Origin of the sequence: Cyanobium sp. NIES-981 (assembly GCF_900088535.1) — a bacterium.
Classification (GTDB): domain Bacteria; phylum Cyanobacteriota; class Cyanobacteriia; order PCC-6307; family Cyanobiaceae; genus NIES-981.
In genome coordinates this window covers 400,723-419,369 of the sequence record NZ_LT578417.1, presented here as the reverse complement: position 1 = coordinate 419,369, position 18,647 = coordinate 400,723, and the positions used below count along the sequence as shown (strand labels likewise).

The window sequence follows — 18,647 nt, the reverse complement described above, 5'->3', positions numbered from 1 at the left end:
CCGGGAGTGGGCCGTCACCCGATGCCGATCCTCCCCAAGCCGATCATCGACGTGCGCCTGCTCAGCAAGCGCTACCGGGTGGCCGAAAAGCGTCCCGGACTGGTGGGCACCCTGCAGCACCTGCTGCAGCGCCGCTACCGCGAGGTGTGCGCCGTGCAGGGGGTGAGCTTCGCGATCGAGCCGGGCGAGATGGTGGGCTTCCTCGGCCCCAACGGCGCCGGCAAGACCACCACCCTCAAGATGCTCACCGGCCTGATCCATCCCAGTGGCGGCTCGGTGCGGGTGGCGGACTGCGTGCCCTTCGAGCGCCGTGAACGGTTCCTGCAGCAGATCACCCTGGTGATGGGCAACCGCCAGCAGCTGATCTGGGACCTGCCCGCCCTCGACTCCTTCCGCGTCAATGCGGCGGTGTACGGCATCGACGAGGCCACGGCCGAGCGCCGCATCGGCGAGCTGGCCGAGATGCTCGAGCTGGGCCCGGAGCTGCAACGGCCGGTGCGCAAACTCTCCCTCGGCCAGAGGATGAAGGCCGAACTGCTGGCCGCCCTGCTCCACCGGCCAGCGGTGCTCTTCCTCGATGAACCCACCCTGGGGCTGGATGTGAACGCCCAGGCCCGGGTGCGCGACTTCCTGGCCGACTACAACCGCCGCACCGGCGCCACGGTGCTGCTCACCAGCCACTACATGGGGGACATCACCGCGCTCTGCGAGCGGGTGCTGCTGATCCATGAGGGCCAGCTCTTCCACGATGGTCCGCTGGCCCGCCTCACCCAGGAGCTGGCCCCCCACCGGGAGGTGCGGCTGGAGCTGCAGGAGCTGCAGCCGGCCGGCAGCTTCGCGGCCTACGGCCTGGTGGATGAGCACCAGGGCCACCACGTGCGGCTGCGCATCCGCCGCGAGCAGCTCACCGAACGGGTGGCCTCCCTGCTGAGTGCCTTCGCCGTGAGCGATCTGGAGGTGAGCGACCCGCCGATCGAGCAGCTGATCGGCGAGGTGTTCCGCCGGGAGGATCGCCAGGCCCAGGGCGCGCCATGAACCGCCATCCCTTGAGAAGCTCCCTAAGGGCAAGAGCCGGAGCCGGCGGCCGCGGCCTCGCCAGGGCCGCGAGGATCGCCCGGGTGCTGCTGGAAACCCAGTACGCCTACATGCTCGAGTACCGGGCCGAGATCGCCCTGTGGGTGCTCTCGGGGGTGCTCCCCCTGATCATGCTCGGCGTGTGGAGCGGCTCGGGTGCCTCCGAGGCCGCGGGGCTCAGCCCGGTGCAGCTGAGCCGCTACTTCCTGGCGGCCTTCCTGGTGCGGCAGTTCACGGTGGTGTGGATGATCCACGTGTTCGAGGAGGACGTGCTCCAGGGCAAGCTCTCCCCCTTCCTGCTGCAGCCGCTGCTGCCCCTGTGGCGCTACTTCGCGGCCCATCTGGCGGAACAGGCCACCCGGCTGCCGTTCCTGCTGGTGCTGCTGCCACCCCTGGCCCTGATCGCCCCGGGCAGCCTCTGGCTGCCGCCGCCCGGCAGGCTGCTGCTGGGGGTGCTGGCCATCCTGGCGGTGTTTCTGCTGCGCTTCCTGATCCAGACCGTGGTGGCGATGGCCTGCTTCTGGACCGAACGGGCCGCTGCCCTCGACCGGCTGCTGATGATTCCCTACCTCTTCCTGTCGGGTCTGGTGGCGCCGCTCGACACCTTCCCCCCGGCGATGCGGCGCCTGGCCGAGGCCACCCCCTTCCCCTGGATGGTGGACTTCCCGGCCCGGCTGCTGGCCGGGGCGCCGGTGGAGGCCGGCCGGGGCTTTGGGGCGATCGCGGCCTGGTGCGCCCTGGTGCTGCCGCTCGCGGCCTGGCTGTGGCGGCGGGGGCTGAGGCGTTACGCCGCCATGGGGGCGTGATGGCACGGTATCTGCGCAGCCTGCGCTGCTTCTGGAGCACCGCTCTGAACGCCGAACTGGAATACCCCGCCAATTTCTGGATCGAGGCCCTTTCGGTGCTGGGCAACCTGGCCGGCAGCGTGTTCGTGCTGGGCCTGCTGTTCGGCGGGCCCTCCCGCGGGGCCGCGGCGCAGCTGGGCGGCTGGAGCTGGGAGCAGGCCCTGGTGGTGCTGGGCCTGTACACCCTTCTGGAGGGCTTCACCACCAGCCTGCTGCAGCCCAACCTCAGCCGCATCGTGGGGCACGTGCAGACCGGCAGCCTCGACTTCGTGCTGCTCAAGCCCGTGGACAGCCAGTTCTGGCTCTCCACCCGCATGCTCTCCCCCTGGGGCCTGCCCGGTGTGGTCGCCGGCCTGGCCCTCTGCGGCTGGGCCGCCGGTCGGGCCGGCGCCAGCGGGCAGTCCACCACCGTGCTGCTGGCGCTGGCGCTGGTGCTCGCCAGCGCCGTGATCCTCTACAGCCTCTGGTTCGTGCTGGCGGCCCTGAGCATCTGGTTCGTGAAGGTGTGGAACGCCACGGAGGTGCTGCGCTACACCCTGGTGGCCGGCCGCTATCCGGTGAGCGCCTACCCGGCGGCCCTGCGGCTGGTGTTCACCTTCGTGCTGCCGGTGGCGTTCCTCACCACGGTGCCGGCCGAGGCGATCCTCGGACGCGGAGAACCGGCCTGGGCCGTGGCGGGACTGGTGGTGGCGGCCGTGTGCTTTGCGGCGAGCCGCTGGTTCTGGCGCTTCGCCCTGCGGCACTACACCTCGGCGTCCAGCTGAGGGCGCAGGCTCACCTGCAGGCTGGCCGGCTGGCCCCAGTCGCCCTCCACCTGGAGAGCCGGCTGGTTGGCACTGAGGTGGCGCAGGATCCAGAAGATCGGCTCCGGTGACGGCACGGCCCGGCCCCCGGCCTCCAGCCCCCGCTGCAGCTGCTCGAGGCTGCGGGTCTGGCCGTCGGCCAGCAGGCTCTCCAGCTCCGCCTGGAGCTCGAGGATCGAGGCGGCGGCAAGCTTACCGGCCTCCACGCCGGGCTGGTCGTAGGCGTTGATGTTCACCAGTTCGGCATAGAGCCCCACGGCCCGCTCGAACAGGGCCACCAGGGCACCGAGGGCCCGGGCGTCGAAGCGGCGCAGGGTGATCGAGAGGCTCTGGCGGCCACTCTCCATCAGGGCGGTGCGGGTGCCCTGGAGGAAGCCTTCCAGCACGTCGCCGGGGCGCTCGCCGTGCAGCGCCGGGATGTCGGCGGGATCATCGAGAGCTTCGATGAAGGTCACGAAGAAGTTGTCCACGCCGTCGCGCAGCTGCTGCACATAGGCGTGCTGGTCGGTGGAACCCTTGTTGCCATACACCGCGATGCCCTGGTTCACCACCGCACCATCGCGATCGAGCTTCTTGCCCAGGCTCTCCATCACCAGCTGCTGCAGGTAGCGGCTGAACACCGCCAGCCGGTCGCGGTAGGGCAGCAGCACCATGTCGCGCTCACCGCGGCCGTGGCCCGCCACGTGCCAGGCGGCTGCCATCAGGGCCGCCGGATTGGCGGTGAGGGAGGTCGTGCGGGTGGCGGCATCCATCTGGGCGGCCCCGGCCAGAAACGCCCGCAGGTCGGTGCCGATCAGGGCGGCCGGCAGCAGGCCCACGGCGCTGGTGATGCTGGTGCGCCCCCCCACCCAGTCGAACATGTCAAAGCGGGCCAGCCACTGCTCCCCCGCCGCCAGCCGGTCCAGCCGGCTGCCCACCATCGTCACGGCCACGGCCTGCCCTGCCCAGTCACCGCCCTGGCTGCTGAGCCGCTCGCGCACCTGCTCCATGGCGATGCGGGGCTCGGGGGTGCCGCCCGACTTGCTCACCACGATTACCAGGGTGGTGCCGAGCCGGTCCTGCAGGCGGCCCAGGATGCGGCTGATGCCCTGGGGGTCGACGTTGTCGATGAAGTGGAAGGGCAGGCCACAGTTCTCCTGCTGCAGCGCCTCGATCATCAACAGCGGACCGAGACCGGAACCGCCGATGCCGATCCAGAGCACATCGGTGAAGCGCTGCCCTCCAGGGGCCGGCAGAGCGCCGGAGAGCACCTTCCGGCCGAAGGCCTCGATCTGATCGATTTCGTTGGCGATGTGGCGGGCGGTGTCCTGGTCGGGAGCCATCTGGGGGGCCCGCAGCCAGTAATGGCCCACCATCCGCTGTTCATCGGGATTGGCGATGGCTCCCCCCTCCAGGGCCTCCATGGCGGCGAAGGCGCTGGTGAAACCGGGCTGGAGGCGGTCCAGGTCGTCCTGGTTCAGCGCCATGCGGCTGACATCGAGCCAGAAGCCGAGATCCTCATGGAACCAGAGCAGCTCGCAGAACCGGCTCCACTGGGTCACGGCATCGGAGCCATTGAAATCGGCAGGCATGGAGTCAGCGGGGTTGGCGTGGGAGCACGCCGAGGTCTGGCCTGCTGAACCTAGACGTGATCCAGACGATCCACAGAAAAGGGGGTCGGCCCCAGGACCGTTCAGGTTCGGGAGGCAGAAATGGAGAGTGTTCTTAAGATCAGGTTTCAGTTCGTTGGCATTTTTGTGCGCCTTGGCTCCACTTCGGTGAGGCAGGCCCTACGCCTGGGCCCGGATCGGGTTCGGCCCGCCTCAGCCCTCCCTCGCCATGGGCGGGCCAGGCGCCGCAGGTTCCGGGCCATTGGCGTTCTCGCCGGGCTCGGCCTGGCAGCCTTCACCCCGGCGGGCCGCTGGCAGGAATCCCCGTCCCTGGTGCTCGAACCGGGCCTCAGCAGCAGCGTGCATTACCCGGCGGACGGCAGCAACCCCGACCCCCTCCAGTTCTCCGCCAGCGAACTGCAGGAACTGCAGCGCCGCTTCGGGGTGCATGGCCCGCAGCCCCAGCTGGCCCAATTGTTCACCGAGGGCATCGACCAGTTCGAGCCCCTGCGCAACCACACCCTGGCCAGGCTGGAGGATCTGCGCCCGGTGATCCTCTCCGCCTCGGCCCAGCATCGGATCAACCCGATGCTGGTGACCGCCGTGCTCTTCGACGAGATGCGGCATGCCAAGCCAGGGGAGGATCTGCCGATCGCGGCCCATTCCGGCCTGTTCAGCACCCACGGTCCGGCCCAGCTGGGCCTGGGCGAAATGGTGCACCAGGGGCTGCTCCGCCCCGATGCCACAGCGGAGGAGGTGATGGAGGCGCGGCGTCAGCTGCTGGATCCGCAGCAGAACGTGGTGCTGCTGGTGGGGAAATTCGCCCGGCTCAGCGACGCCCTGGGCTTCCCCCGCGGGCGCGTGCTGCAGGCCAGCGCCGATCCGCGCGAGGCCAAGGCCCTGGCCACCCTGGCCTACCTGCACAACGGCAAGCTCGACTACCCCCGCCGCATCCTGCGCTCGATGCAGGATCCCGCCCTGCACGCCCTGCTGTACGGCACCCGCAGGCCGGCCCTCTCCCCTCTGATCTGAGCGCCAGGGATCAGAGGGTTCTCACGAGACTGCCCGGCAGAGGATGGGTGCGGTCTCAGCACATCGCGCCGAGGCTCTCCAGCCGGGTCTGCAGGGCACGCCAGTCGAAGCTGCGTGGATCGGAGCGTTCACCCCCCAGATCCACGGCCCTGTGGGTGGTGATGTGGTCCGGGGGGATCGGGTAGCGCTCCATCCAGTCGGCCAGCAGGGCCGCCAGGGCGTCGTACTGCTCCGGTGTGTAGCCGCTGTGGCTCGGCCCGTCGTCCTCACCGTCCAGGGGTGTTTCCAGACTCACGTGCAACGCGAAGTTGTTCACCGATCCGCCCACCTCGGGGTTGGTCACCACCCACTGGCCCCGGAAGGCGGAGTTGCCGGCCCCGAAAGCCCGCTGCTCAGGCTCGAGCAGCAGCACCGTTTTGCCGTCCAGGCCGATCACGGCGTGGTAACTCACCTGGTCTTCATCGCGGGGGTGGGGGGTGAGGAAGGTGTTGATGGCCGAGCCGATGCCGTACACCGTTTCGTGCAGCACCACCACCCGGGGCGTGGGATCGAGGGGATTGCCGAAGGCATCACGGCTGAAGCGTGTGCCGTAGTTGGTGGGGTGGATGCGCACCCGCAGCGGCGCGCTGTGCAGCTGATCCACCAGGGCGCGGAGGCGCTGGCCCTCGGCCCCGTCTGCGGTGGCGACACAGCGGGGGGACTGCATGGGCGATGTCCAGCGGGTTGCCGGTGGGGGACCGGGAGCCTGGCGGCGGCCGGGCTCCGGAGCCATCGGCGGCTGGCGCACCTCCTCGAGCAGCTCCAGCAGGGAGGCCTGGCCGCTGCTCCCCGCCTCGGCGTCCGCCAGGCCCCGGCTGATCCAGCCGATCACGCCCAGCAACACCATCCCCGCCGCCGCCACGCCCGCAAGGACCAGGGGTTGCTGGCGCAGGTTCATGGACACTCCAGGGCGAGCCAGCGGCGGCGGCGATCCTCGGCGCCTTCACCGGCCGCCGGGTCGATCCGCAGGGTCCAGGCCTCCACGGCCGGAGGCTCGGGCTCAAGCTCGGCGCTGCGCACCTGGCCATCACGGGCATAGAGCACCCGGAGGGGGGGAGCGGCAACGCAACCAGCGAGCACGGCCTTCAGATCCTCGGGCTGATGCAGACGCCACCCGTTGAGGGCCAGCAGTTCATCGCCCACCGTGAATCCAGCCCGTTGTGCAGGAGAGTCACGCACAACCCGCTGCAGCGTCAAGCCCTCGGGCCTGGATTGCAGCTGCCACCCCAGCCACAGGCTGGGGGAGCGGCGACTCTCCAGCATCAGCCCCACATCGGCCAGGTAGTCGGCCAGGGGAGGATCCTCCACCCCTTCCAGCCAGGCTGGCAGCAGGGAGGCAAGATCACCCGCCTCGGCAGCGAAGGCCGCGATCAGATCAGCCTCCCGGTAGCCCCGGCCCGCACGGCCCAGCCGGTGCCACAGACAGCGCAGCACCACCGGCAGGCCGCTGCCGTGACGCCGCAGGTGCAGATCGAGCACCAACGCCAGCACCGCCCCCTTGAGGTAGTAGCTGATCTGGTTGTTGGGGGAATGGGCATCGGCGCGGTAAAGCTTCACCCAGGCCTCCTCGCCGCTCTGGCGCAGGCTCTGCACCGCCCGGCCGGGAGTGAGCAGGTAGCGGCTGAGGTCGCTGCCGAGATCCTCCAGCAGCTCCTCAACGCTGCCCAGCCCGGCACTGAAGGGCAGAAGCTGATCCACGTAGCTGGTGATCCCCTCGGCAAACCAGAGGGTGGGAATCACCACCGCCTGGCCGTAGGCATAGGGAGTGAGTTCGGCGGGCCGCAGCCGGCGCACGTTCCATTGGTGCAGGTATTCGTGCGCCACCAGCTGCAGCAGCTTGCGGCGCCCGTCCGGGCGGGCCAGGCGGCGGCGGCCGTACTGCAGCACCGTGCTGGTGTCGTGCTCCAGGCCGCCGTAGCCGTCGGCATTGAGGTGCAGCACGACCAGGTAGTGATCGGCGGCAGGCCGATCCACCCCCATCAGCCGGCAGCAGGCCAGACACACCTGCTCCACATCAGCCAGCCAGCGGGGGTCCTCCTGGGGCAGGTCGCCGCCGCTGAGGGTGCGCCCCCAGGTGACCCAGCGGTGGGGAACGCCGGCCACGGCGAAGGCGTGGCAGGGGTGGGGCCCCACTTCCACCGGGGTGTCCACCAGGGCATCGAAGTGGCGGGCGGTCCAGCCCCCATCCGGATCGGCGGGAAGGGGGACGAACGCCTGCCAGCCAGGCGGCAGCTGCAGGCACAGGCGGTGGGCCGACCACCGCTCCCCCTCCAGCTCCAGCGCCACCGCAGCCAGGGCCAGGAAGCCGTGATCGCCATCGAGATGGCAGGTGCGCACCGTGAGCTCGGTGGCGAGGATGCGGTAGCGGATCTCCACCGGCTCGAGACCGGGCAGGGCCAGCTCCCAGCGGCTGGTGCCTACCCGCCGGGGTTGGAGCACCCTGCCTGCCTGCACCACCTCCAGCCCCTCCAGCTGGCGCACGTAGTCGCGGATCAGGTAGGAGCCGGGGGTCCAGGCCGGCAGGGCGAAGCGCAACAGCTGCCGGCTGGGTTGGTAACGGAGCCGCACCCCCACCAGCTGGGATTCGGGTGCACGCAGATCGAGGCTGAGGCTGGGCAGAAACGACGTGGGCACCGCAGCGATCTCAGGCGCTGACGCTCACATGAACGGAGCCTTCGGCGGTGTCGGCGAAATGCAGCTGGGCCTCCTTCACGGCCATCCGGGCCGCGTAGCCACGGGTGAGCCGACCGAGAAGCGCCTGGAGTGACCGGCTGCGGCTGAGGCGCTGCAGATCCCCCACCAGCGCCAGGCTGCCATCGGACTGACGCCGCCAGCCCAGAGCCCCACCGCCCGCCAGCCGCACCTGCAACACCACGGCCTGGCGCACGTCGGCAAAGCCCTGGAGATCCCCTCCCCAACGGGGGACGAGGCCCACGGCCTCGAGGCTCGCGGCCAGCGTCTGGGGGTCGCGGAACAGGGTTGGCAGGATGGAGAGATGGGACATGAACCCGATGCCCGCTTTGGACGACTTTAGCGAGGACGGGCCCAGCATCCAGTGGCCGTTGCCACAGCGGGATCCCGGCTTCCCTCCTGCCGGTCCTGCCCTGCGGCTCGGGGTGATGGCCTCGGGCAGCGGCAGCAACTTCGAGGCGCTGGTGAGGGCCTGCCGTGAGGGCCGCCTGCACGGCGAGGTGGCGTTGCTGGTGGTGAACAATCCCGGCTGCGGCGCCCAGGATCGGGCCGAACGGCTCGGGGTGCCCTGTCAGCTGCTGGACCACCGCCAGCACGCCAGCCGTGAAGCCCTCGATCACGCCCTGGTCGCCGCCTTCCGCCAGGCCCGGGCGGATCTGGTGGTGATGGCGGGCTGGATGCGCATCGTCACGCCCACCTTGATCGCCGCCTTCCCGGATCGGCTGGTGAACATCCACCCCTCCCTGCTGCCCAGCTTTCGCGGCATCGATGCGGTGGGGCAGGCCCTCGCGGCCGGCGTGGCCCTCAGCGGCTGCACGGTGCATCTGGTGAACGAGGCCGTGGATGCGGGGCGGATCCTGGTGCAGGCCGCCGTGCCGGTGCTGCCCGGCGACAGCCGCGAACGGCTGGCGGCCCGCATCCAGCGGCAGGAGCACCGCATCCTGCCGCTGGGAGTGCGGCTGGCCGCCCGGGCCCTAGGGATAGAAGGGCAGTAGGGGCAACCCCGTGGTGGCCTCGAGGCCGGCCATCAGGTTGAGGCACTGCACCCCCTGGCCCGCCTGCCCCTTCACCAGGTTGTCGATCGCTCCCATCACGATCAGCTGGCCGGTGCGGGGATCGAGCTGCACCGAGAGCAGCGCCCGGTTGGTCTGGCGCACCCACTTGGTGGAGGGGTAGGTGCCCACCGGCAGCACCTGCACGCAGGGGCTGCCGGCATAGGCCGATTCCACCACGGTGCGGCAGTCATCGGCGGTGAGGCCGGGATCCCGCAGCCGGCAGTACACCGTGGCCAGCAGTCCACGCACCATCGGCACCAGATGGGGCGTGAACTGCAGCTGGATCGTCTCCCCGGCCACCTGGCTGGCGATCTGCTCGATCTCACTGGTGTGGCGGTGGCCCACAACGCCGTAGGGGGCGATCGCCTCGGCGGCCTCCGCCAGCAGCAGATGTTCCTTGGCGGCCCGGCCACCGCCGCTGGTGCCGGTCTTGGCATCGATCACGATGCCTGAGGTCTCGATCAGCCCCTGGCGGAGCAGGGGCAGCAGGCCCAGCAGGGAGGCGGTGGGGAAGCAGCCGGGGGCTGCCACCAGGCGGGCCTGGCGCAGGCGCCGGCCCTCCAGTTCCGGCAGGCCGTACACCGCTTCGGCGCAGAGGTCATCGTCCTGCCGGGGAACGTCCCGCGCTTCGGCTGTGTACACCGCCTGCCAGGCCGCCAGGGAGCGGTAGCGGTAGTCGGCGGAGAGATCCACCACCCGCACCCCGCGATCGAGGAGGGCAGGCACCAGCCGGGCCGCCAGTCCGTTAGGCAGGCTCAGCACGGCGAAGTCGGCGGCGGCGGCGATCGCCTCCGGGTCGGGGCTCTGCACCACGGGGTCACCCGGCAGGGGCAGGAACGGGGTGATCTCGCTCCAGCGCTTGCCGCTGCTGCGCTCCCCGCCCAGGAAGGTCACCGTGAGGGCCGGGTGCCCCTGCAGCAACCGCAGGGTCTGCAGACCGCCGTACCCACTGGCACCGATCACGGCAACGCGCTGGCTGGCCATGGCGGAACTCTCACCCCGGGACGACCCGGGCTTTATAAAGGATGATTGCGCCCCCACCGATCCGGCGCCTTCCCCGGGAACCCCTCCTCGTCCCCTTCCCCTCCCCGCCGTTGGCCCTCCTGCGCGACCCGTCACCCAACCCGGCCCCCCAGAGCCAGGATCCCAGCAAACCAGCGGCGGCGGTCGCCATCCGGTTCGACGCCATCGCCGATGCCCTGGCCGCCATCCGCAACGGCGAGTCGATCGTGGTGGTGGATGACGAGAACCGGGAGAACGAAGGCGATCTGATCTGCGCCGCCCAGTTCGCCACCCCAGAGCAGATCAACTTCATGGCCACCGAGGCCCGGGGCCTGATCTGTCTGGCGATGGAGGGGGAGCGGCTCGACGCCCTCGATCTGCCCCTGATGGTGGACCGCAACACCGACGAGAACCAGACCGCCTTCACCGTGAGCGTGGACGCGGGCCCGGAGAACGGGGTGAGCACCGGCATCTCGGCCGACGACCGCGCCCGCACCATCCAGGTGGCGATCCATCCCGGCACCCGCCCCAGCGATCTGCGCCGGCCCGGCCACATCTTTCCGCTGCGGGCCCGCCAGGGCGGCGTGCTGAAGCGGGCGGGCCACACGGAGGCCGCCGTGGACCTGGCCCGCCTCGCCGGCCTCTATCCCGCCGGGGTGATCTGCGAGATCCAGAACCCCGATGGCTCGATGGCCCGCCTGCCCCAGCTGGCGGCCTACGCCGCCCGCCACGGGCTGCGGCTGATCAACATCGCCGATCTGATCCGCTACCGCCTCGACACCGAACGCTTCGTGCGGCGCCAGGCCGAGGCGGCCCTGCCGAGCAGCTTCGGCCGGTTCCGCGCCATCGGCTACCGCAACGAACTCGACGGCAGCGAGCACGTGGCGATCGTGAAGGGCCACCCGGAGCGGGCCAGCGGGCCGGTGCTGGTGCGGGTGCACAGCGAATGCCTCACCGGCGATGCCTTCGGCTCCCTGCGCTGCGACTGCCGCCCCCAGCTGGAGGCCGCCCTGCGGATGCTGGAGGAGGCCGGCGAAGGCGTGGTGGTGTACCTGCGCCAGGAGGGCCGTGGCATCGGCCTGATCAACAAACTCAAGGCCTACTCGCTCCAGGACACGGGCCTGGACACGGTGGAGGCGAACGAGCGGCTCGGCTTCCCCGCCGATCTGCGCAACTACGGCGTGGGGGCCCAGATCCTCAGCGATCTCGGCGTGCAGCGCCTGCGGCTGATCACCAACAACCCGCGCAAGATCGCCGGCCTCGGCGGCTACGGCCTCCAGGTGGTGGACCGGGTGCCCCTGGTGATGGATGCCGGGGAGCACAACGCGGCCTATCTGGCCGTGAAACGCTCCAAGCTCGGGCACCTGATGGGGGATGGCCCCAGCTGCCCCCTGGGGCCCACCGCCGTGCTGGCCTGGAGCGGCACCAGCGATGGTCACACCCTGGCCGAACGGTTGGAGCACCTGCAGGCCTGGGCCCTGGAACAGGGGTTGCAACTGAGCCGGGAGGAGCACCCGCGCCTGCTGGCCCTGCTGCACCAGCCAACCCTGGCCGTGCTGATCGGACCCGGGGCTGGCCAGGAGACCCTGGCGGAGGCCGGGCTCACCGACCTGCTGCAGCGGCTGGCCCGCTGGCCCCACACCTGCAGCGTGGGCCTGCTGCTGGCGCCGGATGCCCAGCGCACCAACCACCCCAGCGCCCAGCTGGAGCCCCAGCGCCGCCCCCTGGCGGAGCTGGCCGCGGGCGGGGGAGCGGGGCTCCCCCTCAAAGCCGAGGCTTTTCTGGTGTGGGGCTGAATCCGGCCGCGCCAGGACCAGGGGGTCAGGACAACCGGGGGATCAGCCGGGGCGGCCGGCAGTCCTGAGAGGTGGCCGTCAGTCCTGGATGGTCACCTTGTTGATGCGGCTGCCGTTCTTGAGGGCCAGCACCACATCCATGTTCGCGGTGTGACCGAACACGGTGTGCACACCATCGAGGTGGGGTTGGGCGTCATGGCAGATGTAGAACTGCGAGCCGCCGGTGTTGCGGCCGGCGTGGGCCATGGCGAGGGTGCCGGCCTTGTGCTTCTGGCTGTTGATCTCGCAGTCGATGTGGTAGCCGGGCCCACCGGTGCCGGCCATCCCGCGCTCGCCCTCCCGGCTGTTGGGGCAGCCGCCCTGGGCCATGAAGCCGGGGATCACCCGGTGGAAGGCCAGACCGTCGTAGAAGCCCTCCCTGGCCAGCTTGGTGAAGTTGGCGACGGTGTTCGGAGCGTCGGTGTCGAACAGGTCGAGTTCGATGGTGCCGGCATCCGTCTCCATCAGGGCTTTGGTCACGGGCTCAGAGCGCAAAGCACGACTGTATGGGGCCAGGAGGACAATGGGGGCCCGGTGCCGGTCGGCCACGTCCGGGGCCCCCTGAGACTTCCCCCACCCGATGCCACCCTCCAGCTCCAGCACCCCGACTCCCTCTGAAGCTCCTGCCGAAGCTCCTGCCGAAGCGCCCGCACGGCCGGCGGGCAGCGATCTGCGCCAGGCCCGGCTGGGTGTGCTGGGCGGCAGCGGGCTCTACGCCATGGAGGGGCTGGAGGACGTCCGGGAGATCAGCGTCGACACCCCCTACGGCAGGCCATCGGACGCGCTGCGGCTCGGACGCATCAACGACCTTGAGGTGGTGTTCCTGGCCCGGCACGGTCGCCATCACAGCTACACGCCCAGCGAGGTTCCCTACCGGGCCAACCTCTGGGCCCTGCGCTCCCTCGGGGTGCGCTGGATCCTGTCGGTGTCGGCCGTGGGCTCGCTGCAGCAAGCGGTGCAGCCCCTGGACATGGTGGTGCCGGATCAGTTCATCGACCGCACCCACCAGCGGCCCCTGAGCTTCTTCGGCGAGGGCGTGGTGGCCCATGTCACCGCAGCCGATCCCTTCTGCGGTGTGCTCAGCCGCCTGTTGGCGGATGTGGGCGAGAGCCTGATGCCCGCCGGCCGCCAGCTGCACCGCGGCGGCACCTACCTGTGCATGGAGGGCCCCGCCTTCTCCACCCGCGCCGAATCGGAGCTCTACCGCAGCTGGGGCTGCGGCGTGATCGGCATGACCAACCACACCGAGGCGCGCCTGGCCCGGGAAGCCGAGATGGCCTACGCCACCCTGGCGATGGTCACCGACTACGACTGCTGGCACCAGGAGCACGCCTCGGTGACGGTGGAGCTGGTGATCGACAACCTGCGCGCCAACGCCGCCCTGGCCCAGCAGATCGTGCGGGTGGCCGCCGAGCGGATCGGCGAACTGCGGCCCACCAGCAGCTCCCACCACGCCCTGCGCCACGCCCTGATGACGCCACCGGAGCACGTGCCCCCCGCCACCCGGCGCCGGGTGGACCTGTTCACCAGTCCCTACTGGGGGCCGTTCAACGGCGGCTGAGCCGCGCCGAGGCGGGCACCACAGGCCGCCAGGGTCTGGCGAAGGCTGGGCCCATGGGCCTCGAGCAGGGCCCGGGCCTCGGCGGCCTCAAGCCCGGAGGCCTCCATCAGCAGCGCCAGCTTCACGGAACCACCGGAGCGCTCGAGCAGACGCGAGCCGCGGCTCCGGTCCACACCGGCCAGATCCCGCAGGATGCGCAGGGCCCGGTCTTCCAGCTTCGCGTTGGTGACGGCCACATCCACCATGCGGTTGCCGTACACCTTGCCCAGCCTCACCATCACCCCCGTGGAGAGGATGTTGAGCGCCATCTTGGTGGCGGTGCCGGCCTTGAGGCGGGTGGAGCCCGCCAGCAGCTCCGGGCCGGTGAGCAGGCGGATGTCGATGCTGCAGGGCATGGGCACCTGATCGGCAGGCACGCAGGCCATGGCGATGGCCAGGGCGCCGAGCGCGCAGGCATGCTGCAGGCCCCCACGCACGTAGGGAGTGGTGCCGCCGGCGGCGATGCCCACCAGGCAATCCCCAGGGCCGAACCCCCGCGCCTCCAGATCGCTGCGCCCGGCCTCCTCCAGATCCTCCAGGCCCTCGGAGCTGCGCAACAGGGCCGGGGCACCGCCAGCGAGCACCCCCTGCACCAGCTCGGGAGGGGTGCAGAAGGTGGGAGGACACTCCGCCGCATCGAGCACCCCGAGCCTGCCGGAGGTGCCGGCCCCCAGATAGAACAGCCGGCCTCCGCAGCGGAGCCTCTCGGTGATCGCCTCCACGGCGGCTGTGAGGGCCGGAGCGGCGGCGGCCACGGCGCGCTGGGGTTCCAGGTCGTTGCGGCAGAACAGATCCACCAGGGCCGCCGTGGGCAGCTGGTCAAGGTTGGCGCTGAGGGGATTGGCCTGCTCCGTAAGGAGATGACCGCGGTCGGCTCCTGTGGCCGCAGCACTCACAGCAGGCCCTCCAGCTGGCGGCGGAAGGCCTCCAGTTCGGGATCGCCGCTGCTGATCGGCTCCGCGGCGCCCCGCTCGGAAGCGGCCGGACGCGCAGCCTCGGTGCCACCCACCGTGCCGGCCGTGGCGGCCTGCTCCTGCCAGTTGTGCACATCCATGTTGCGCTCAGGCGGTGCGATCAGCAGCCGCTCCTCCGCCGTCTGGGGCAGGAAGCCCACGGGCACGAAGCGGGCCTCGTAGCCCGAATCCCGACAGAACTGCTCCATCTCCGAGCGATCGAGGGCCTCAACGCTGGGCACGGGGAAATCCTGGGCCTCGAGCAGACCGGCATAGCGCTCGGCATCATCCCGGGCCTCGAAGAGGAGCACCACCGTGCGGCCGTTGATCTCGAGGGAGTGGATGCCTTCCTGATCGGTTCCTGGATCGAAGAGCAGCACGTGCACCGGCATGGGAATGGCGAAGGGTGCGGCGGGCTCCCCAGTGTCTCATCGTTGGCCCGGCACTGCCCAGGGCCGCCGGCGATCGCAACCCAGCGAGACAGCTCCGGACGTTCAGCCTCTGAGGGCCTGTGGATCAGCCCGCCATCGCGCCGTCCCCCCGGGGCGTCGCCTCGTCGGCCAGCTCGAGCAGGCGGTTGTAGAGCGCCATCTCGGCGTCGTCAAGCTGCTCCGGCAGCACGATCTTCACCTCCACCAGCTGGTCGCCCCGCTGCTCACCCCAGCTGAGCCCGCGCCCGCGCAGCCGCAGCAACCGCCCGCTCGAGGAGCAGGGCGGCACGGTGAGCTTCACGGGGCCGCGCAGGGTGGGCACCACCACCTGGCAGCCCAGGGCTGCCTCGGCGGGGGAGAGCTCCAGGGGAAAGTGCACCCGCAGCCCGTCGATGCGCAGGCCCTCCTCGGTGCGCACCTGCAGGTGCAGGAAGTGATCACCCCCCCCCGGCGCCACCCCCTCCAGCCGCAGCCGCCAGCCGTCGCCGGCCATGGGAGGGGTCCAGACCTCCACCACCGTGCCATCGGCGAGGGTCAGCTCCAGCCGCTCGCCCTGCAGGGCCTGCTCGGGGGTGAGGTCCACACGGCTCTCCAGATCGGTGGAGGCCTGCACCGGCGGTGGTGGCGCCGGCGAGGGGGTCACCGGTCCGCCGCTGGGAGGATCGGGATCGAAGGGGCTGGGGCTGTGCCCGCTGGAGCTGTGCTGGCGGGGGCTGTCCTGGTTGGTGCTGTCCTGGCGATGGCGGCCGCGCTGACCGAACAGCTCGGCGAGGTAGTCCTCGAACAGGGGGAAAGCGGTGGCGAAGGGGTCCCGGGGGCCGCCGGACCCCGCCGGGTCGCCACGCTCCCACGCCGCCCGCCGCCGGGGATCCGAGAGCACCGCGTAGGCCTCGTTCACCAGCTTGAACCGCTCCTCGGCCACCGGATCGTTGCCGTTGAGATCGGGGTGGTAGCGGCGCGCCTGGCTGCGGAAGGCCCGCTTCAGGCTGGCGGGGTCAGCACCGGGATCCAGGCCGAGCACAGCCCAGTAGTCCGGCGGGGCAAGCGGGGGTTGGCTCACTGGGCTCAAATGTCACCCCAGGGGTCGTCGTCCGGCACGGGAGCGGGCCTGCGAGGGCTGGGGCGGCTGTCCCGCCGCGGGGCATCCCGATCGGCTCTGCCCAAGCCATCACCCGCCGCAGCGCCGGTCGGCGGCAAGCGCCGGTCCTGGACGTCCGGTTCCCCTTCCCGCCGACCGGTGCGGTCGCGCTCCAGGGGAGGAGCGTCGGGCTCCGGGCGCCGGGGCGCGGATCGTGCAATGGGCTGGCGCTCGGATGGGTAGGGCTCGGGCTGGTAAAGGTCAGCGTCGTAAGGCTTGGCGCCGTAAGGCTCCCGGTCGTAGCGGTCTGTCTCGTAGCGGTCTGGGCCATAGCGGTCTGGGCCATAGCGCTCGGGCCCGTAGGCGTCAGGCTCGTTGCGCCTGCCGGCGTTTCCAGACCCCCGGCCAGCGTCGCGCCAGTCGCCAGTGTCCCGCCGGTCGCCAGCATCGCGGCCGTAGCCGCCTGCAGAGCCGTAGCTCCGGGCGGAGCCATAACCGGCGGCGGGGCCGAAGTCGCCGGTGGAGCGTCCCGGGGGCATGGCCCAGGGGTCGCTGCCGGGGCGGTTCCAGTCATCCCAGTCGTCGTCGGCGAAGAGTTCGTCCTTGAGCGAGCCCAGGGTGTTCTTGAGGCCCTGCAGCGGCCCCTGCTCGCTGCGCCGCTCGCTCAGCAGCCGCCGGTTGAGGGCATAGAGCGCCTCCTGCAGCTGGCTCACCGCCAGGTCGAGCTCGCCCGGATCGGCATCGCCGCGCTCCTCGAGGGCCATCAGATCCTGCACGTCCCGCAGGGCCATCTCCACCGCCCGCTGCTGGCGCTCGGCGCCGTAGGGCCCCAGTTCCACGGAGGCATCGCGCAGGCGCCGCTCCGCCTGGGCCACCAGGGTGAGGGCCTTGTTGCGGCGGTCGATGGCGGCGCGCTTGCGGCGGTCCTCCGCGGCCTTCTGCTCCGCCTCCTCGATCAGCCGGGCGATCTCCTCCTCGCTGAGGTTGGAGCCGCCCTGGATGCTCACGCTCTGCTGGCGGCCGGTGGTGCGGTCGGTGGCCGACACCTGCAGCAGCCCGTTGGCGTCGATGTCGAACGACACCTGCACCTGGGGCACCCCCCGGGGGGCCGGCGGGATCCCGGAGAGGCGGAAGCGGCCCAGGCTCTTGTTGCCTTCGGCCATCTGGCGCTCGCCCTGCAGCACGTGGATCTCCACCGAGCTCTGGTTGGCCTCCGACGTGCTGAACAGGTCGCTCTTGCGCACCGGAATCGGCGTGTTGCGCGGGATCAGCACCTTCATGGCCCCGCCGATCGTCTCCAGCCCCAGGGAGAGGGGGGTGACGTCGTTGAGCATCAGATCGCGAAGTTCACCGGTGAGGATGCCGGCCTGCACGGCCGCTCCAACCGCTACCACCTCATCGGGGTTCACCGACTGGCAGGGCTCCCGGGGGATCAGGGTGCGGACCATCGCCTGCACCATCGGCATGCGGGTGGAGCCGCCCACCAGCACCACGTCGTCGATCTCGTCAGCCGCCAGACCGGAATCGCGCAGGGCCCGCTGCACGGGGCGCAGGAGCCGGTCGAGCAGATCCGGGCAGAGGGCCTCGAAGCGGCTCCGCTCCAGGCTGGTCTCGATGTGCAGGGGGCCGTCGGCGCCGGTGGCGATGAACGGCAGCGAGATCGGGGTGGTCTGCACCCCGCTCAGTTCCATCTTCGCCTTCTCCGCCGCCTCGGTGAGGCGCTGCAGGGCCTGACGGTCGCGGCGGAGGTCGAGGTCGTGCTCCTTCTGGAAGCCGTCCGCCAGCCAGTCCACGATGCGGCGGTCCCAGTCGTTGCCGCCCAGCTGGGTATCGCCGCTGGTGGCCTTCACATCGAACACCCCCTGGGCGATGCGCAGCACCGACACATCGAAGGTGCCGCCGCCCAGATCGAACACCAGCACCCGCTTGGCGGCGGCGCGATCGAAGCCGTAGGCCAGCGCGGCTGCGGTGGGCTCGTTGAGGATGCGCTCAACGGCGATGCCGGCGAGGCGACCGGCATCGCGGGTGGCCTGGCGCTGGGCGTCATTGAAATAGGCGGGCACCGTGATCACCGCGGCCTCCACCGGCTCGCCGAGGTAGGTGGCCGCGTCGTCCACCAGCTTGCGCAGGATGCTGGCCACCAGCTCCTCGGGGGCGTACTCCCGCTCGGTGGCGGGGCACACCACCCGCACGTTGCCCTGGTCGTTGGCGCGGATCGTGTAGGGCACGCCGAGGCTGGACTCCTCCAGCTCCTCCCACTGGCGCCCCACGAACCGCTTGAGATTGGCGAAGGTGTTGCGCGGATTGAGCACGAGCTGACGGCGGGCCAGCTGCCCCACCAGCAACTCTTGATCCCGGCTGAAGCCCACCACCGACGGGGTGGTGCGGCTGCCCTCGGCACTGGCGATCACCACCGGACGGCCGCCCTCCAGCACCGCCACCACCGAGTTGGTGGTCCCGAGGTCGATGCCGACGATGCGACCCATGAACAGCGCGACCCCGTCACCCCTCTGGCGCCCCAAAACTACCGGGCGGGCCGTCATTAATCACGGGTTAAAGCAAGGATGGGCGCTCCTACGTACATTCACAGGGCTCCAACCAGCTCTGGGCTGACCGCAGC

The 18,647-nt window shown here is 70.9% G+C and carries 16 protein-coding genes and 1 pseudogene; 7 read left to right on the top strand and 10 right to left on the bottom strand.

What is annotated here, in order from left to right; all coding sequences use genetic code 11:
• Positions 1-21 precede the first annotated feature (21 nt).
• The 3 genes from CBM981_RS02200 (at position 22) to CBM981_RS02190 (ending at position 2,683) form a co-directional block, all read left to right on the top strand.
• Positions 22-1,035 (top strand): ATP-binding cassette domain-containing protein, encoded by a 1,014-nt coding sequence (locus CBM981_RS02200; RefSeq protein ID WP_172820794.1) that lies wholly within the window; start codon positions 22-24, stop codon positions 1,033-1,035.
• 110 nt (positions 1,036-1,145) lie between these two features.
• Positions 1,146-1,880, top strand: a complete 735-nt coding sequence (locus CBM981_RS02195; protein WP_087069119.1) for an ABC-2 family transporter protein — start codon at positions 1,146-1,148, stop codon at positions 1,878-1,880.
• Positions 1,880-2,683 carry an ABC transporter permease gene (locus tag CBM981_RS02190; protein WP_087067075.1) on the top strand — a complete coding sequence of 268 codons (804 nt, stop codon included), beginning with the start codon at positions 1,880-1,882 and terminating at the stop codon, positions 2,681-2,683. Before CBM981_RS02195 ends, CBM981_RS02190 begins: the two co-directional genes overlap by 1 nt.
• Here CBM981_RS02190 and CBM981_RS02185 read toward each other — a convergent pair.
• Entirely contained in the window at positions 2,662-4,293 is a 1,632-nt protein-coding gene (locus CBM981_RS02185; RefSeq protein WP_087067074.1) for a glucose-6-phosphate isomerase, read from the bottom strand. The genes CBM981_RS02190 and CBM981_RS02185 overlap by 22 nt on opposite strands.
• Positions 4,294-4,479: 186 nt before the next feature.
• Between CBM981_RS02185 and CBM981_RS02180 the strand changes: the two genes are divergently transcribed.
• A complete protein-coding gene (locus CBM981_RS02180) occupies positions 4,480-5,343 on the top strand; it encodes a helicase DnaB (RefSeq protein WP_087067073.1) in 864 nt (287 codons plus the stop codon).
• A gap of 55 nt (positions 5,344-5,398) precedes the next feature.
• Here the strand turns inward: CBM981_RS02180 and CBM981_RS02175 are convergent, their stop codons facing one another.
• The 3 genes from CBM981_RS02175 to CBM981_RS02165 are packed head-to-tail and all read right to left on the bottom strand — an operon-like array spanning position 5,399 to position 8,386.
• Positions 5,399-6,280 carry an N-acetylmuramoyl-L-alanine amidase gene (locus CBM981_RS02175; RefSeq protein WP_087067072.1) on the bottom strand — a complete coding sequence of 294 codons (882 nt, stop codon included), beginning with the start codon at positions 6,278-6,280 and terminating at the stop codon, positions 5,399-5,401.
• Positions 6,277-8,016: a M61 family metallopeptidase gene (locus CBM981_RS02170; protein WP_087067071.1), complete on the bottom strand. Its 1,740-nt coding sequence runs from the start codon at positions 8,014-8,016 to the stop codon at positions 6,277-6,279. Before CBM981_RS02170 ends, CBM981_RS02175 begins: the two co-directional genes overlap by 4 nt.
• Before the next feature lie 10 nt (positions 8,017-8,026).
• Complete coding sequence (locus CBM981_RS02165; protein ID WP_087067070.1) at positions 8,027-8,386, bottom strand: DUF1257 domain-containing protein; 360 nt, start codon at positions 8,384-8,386, stop codon at positions 8,027-8,029.
• A gap of 7 nt (positions 8,387-8,393) precedes the next feature.
• On the opposite strand from CBM981_RS02165, the gene purN reads away from it, so the two are divergent.
• Positions 8,394-9,068: a phosphoribosylglycinamide formyltransferase gene (gene purN, locus CBM981_RS02160; protein WP_087069118.1), complete on the top strand. Its 675-nt coding sequence runs from the start codon at positions 8,394-8,396 to the stop codon at positions 9,066-9,068.
• Here purN and argC read toward each other — a convergent pair.
• The gene (argC, locus tag CBM981_RS02155; RefSeq protein WP_087067069.1) at positions 9,048-10,112 is read right to left on the bottom strand and encodes an N-acetyl-gamma-glutamyl-phosphate reductase; all 1,065 of its coding nucleotides are present in this window, start codon (positions 10,110-10,112) and stop codon (positions 9,048-9,050) included. The two genes, purN and argC, sit on opposite strands and share 21 nt — an antisense overlap.
• A gap of 110 nt (positions 10,113-10,222) precedes the next feature.
• Here argC and ribBA point away from each other — a divergent pair, with 110 nt between their 5' ends.
• The gene (gene ribBA, locus CBM981_RS02150) at positions 10,223-11,926 is read left to right on the top strand and encodes a bifunctional 3,4-dihydroxy-2-butanone-4-phosphate synthase/GTP cyclohydrolase II (RefSeq protein WP_369801662.1); all 1,704 of its coding nucleotides are present in this window, start codon (positions 10,223-10,225) and stop codon (positions 11,924-11,926) included.
• Positions 11,927-12,004: 78 nt separating this feature from the next.
• Here ribBA and CBM981_RS02145 read toward each other — a convergent pair whose 3' ends face one another.
• Positions 12,005-12,445: a peptidylprolyl isomerase gene (locus CBM981_RS02145; protein WP_087067068.1), complete on the bottom strand. Its 441-nt coding sequence runs from the start codon at positions 12,443-12,445 to the stop codon at positions 12,005-12,007.
• Positions 12,446-12,545: 100 nt separating this feature from the next.
• On the opposite strand from CBM981_RS02145, the gene mtnP reads away from it, so the two are divergent.
• The gene (mtnP, locus tag CBM981_RS02140) at positions 12,546-13,526 is read left to right on the top strand and encodes an S-methyl-5'-thioadenosine phosphorylase (RefSeq protein ID WP_225867479.1); all 981 of its coding nucleotides are present in this window, start codon (positions 12,546-12,548) and stop codon (positions 13,524-13,526) included.
• On the opposite strand, the gene murQ is transcribed toward mtnP, so the two are convergent.
• The 4 genes and pseudogenes from murQ to dnaK all read right to left on the bottom strand — a co-directional run.
• The gene (gene murQ / locus CBM981_RS02135; protein WP_087067067.1) at positions 13,499-14,461 is read right to left on the bottom strand and encodes an N-acetylmuramic acid 6-phosphate etherase; all 963 of its coding nucleotides are present in this window, start codon (positions 14,459-14,461) and stop codon (positions 13,499-13,501) included. The two genes, mtnP and murQ, sit on opposite strands and share 28 nt — an antisense overlap.
• The gene (locus CBM981_RS02130; protein WP_087067066.1) at positions 14,458-14,910 is read right to left on the bottom strand and encodes a DUF3110 domain-containing protein; all 453 of its coding nucleotides are present in this window, start codon (positions 14,908-14,910) and stop codon (positions 14,458-14,460) included. The genes murQ and CBM981_RS02130 overlap by 4 nt, the downstream gene beginning before the upstream one ends.
• A gap of 124 nt (positions 14,911-15,034) precedes the next feature.
• Entirely contained in the window at positions 15,035-16,018 is a 984-nt protein-coding gene (locus CBM981_RS02125; RefSeq protein ID WP_087067065.1) for a DnaJ C-terminal domain-containing protein, read from the bottom strand.
• A gap of 377 nt (positions 16,019-16,395) precedes the next feature.
• Positions 16,396-18,513 (bottom strand): annotated as a pseudogene (dnaK, locus tag CBM981_RS02120) (molecular chaperone DnaK); the annotation flags it as partial.
• Between the last annotated feature and the right edge of the window lie 134 nt (positions 18,514-18,647).

Excerpts from the sequence above, each read along its gene's own strand:
- CBM981_RS02200 (WP_172820794.1), top strand. The coding sequence starts at position 22 with ATGCCGATCCTCCCCAAGCCGATCATCGACGTGCGCCTGCTCAGCAAG.
- CBM981_RS02195 (WP_087069119.1), top strand. The coding sequence starts at position 1,146 with ATGCTCGAGTACCGGGCCGAGATCGCCCTGTGGGTGCTCTCGGGGGTG.
- CBM981_RS02190 (WP_087067075.1), top strand. The coding sequence starts at position 1,880 with ATGGCACGGTATCTGCGCAGCCTGCGCTGCTTCTGGAGCACCGCTCTG.
- CBM981_RS02185 (WP_087067074.1), bottom strand. The coding sequence starts at position 4,293 with ATGCCTGCCGATTTCAATGGCTCCGATGCCGTGACCCAGTGGAGCCGG.
- CBM981_RS02175 (WP_087067072.1), bottom strand. The coding sequence starts at position 6,280 with ATGAACCTGCGCCAGCAACCCCTGGTCCTTGCGGGCGTGGCGGCGGCG.
- CBM981_RS02165 (WP_087067070.1), bottom strand. The coding sequence starts at position 8,386 with ATGTCCCATCTCTCCATCCTGCCAACCCTGTTCCGCGACCCCCAGACG.
- purN (WP_087069118.1), top strand. The coding sequence starts at position 8,394 with ATGCCCGCTTTGGACGACTTTAGCGAGGACGGGCCCAGCATCCAGTGG.
- argC (WP_087067069.1), bottom strand. The coding sequence starts at position 10,112 with ATGGCCAGCCAGCGCGTTGCCGTGATCGGTGCCAGTGGGTACGGCGGT.
- mtnP (WP_225867479.1), top strand. The coding sequence starts at position 12,546 with ATGCCACCCTCCAGCTCCAGCACCCCGACTCCCTCTGAAGCTCCTGCC.
- CBM981_RS02130 (WP_087067066.1), bottom strand. The coding sequence starts at position 14,910 with ATGCCGGTGCACGTGCTGCTCTTCGATCCAGGAACCGATCAGGAAGGC.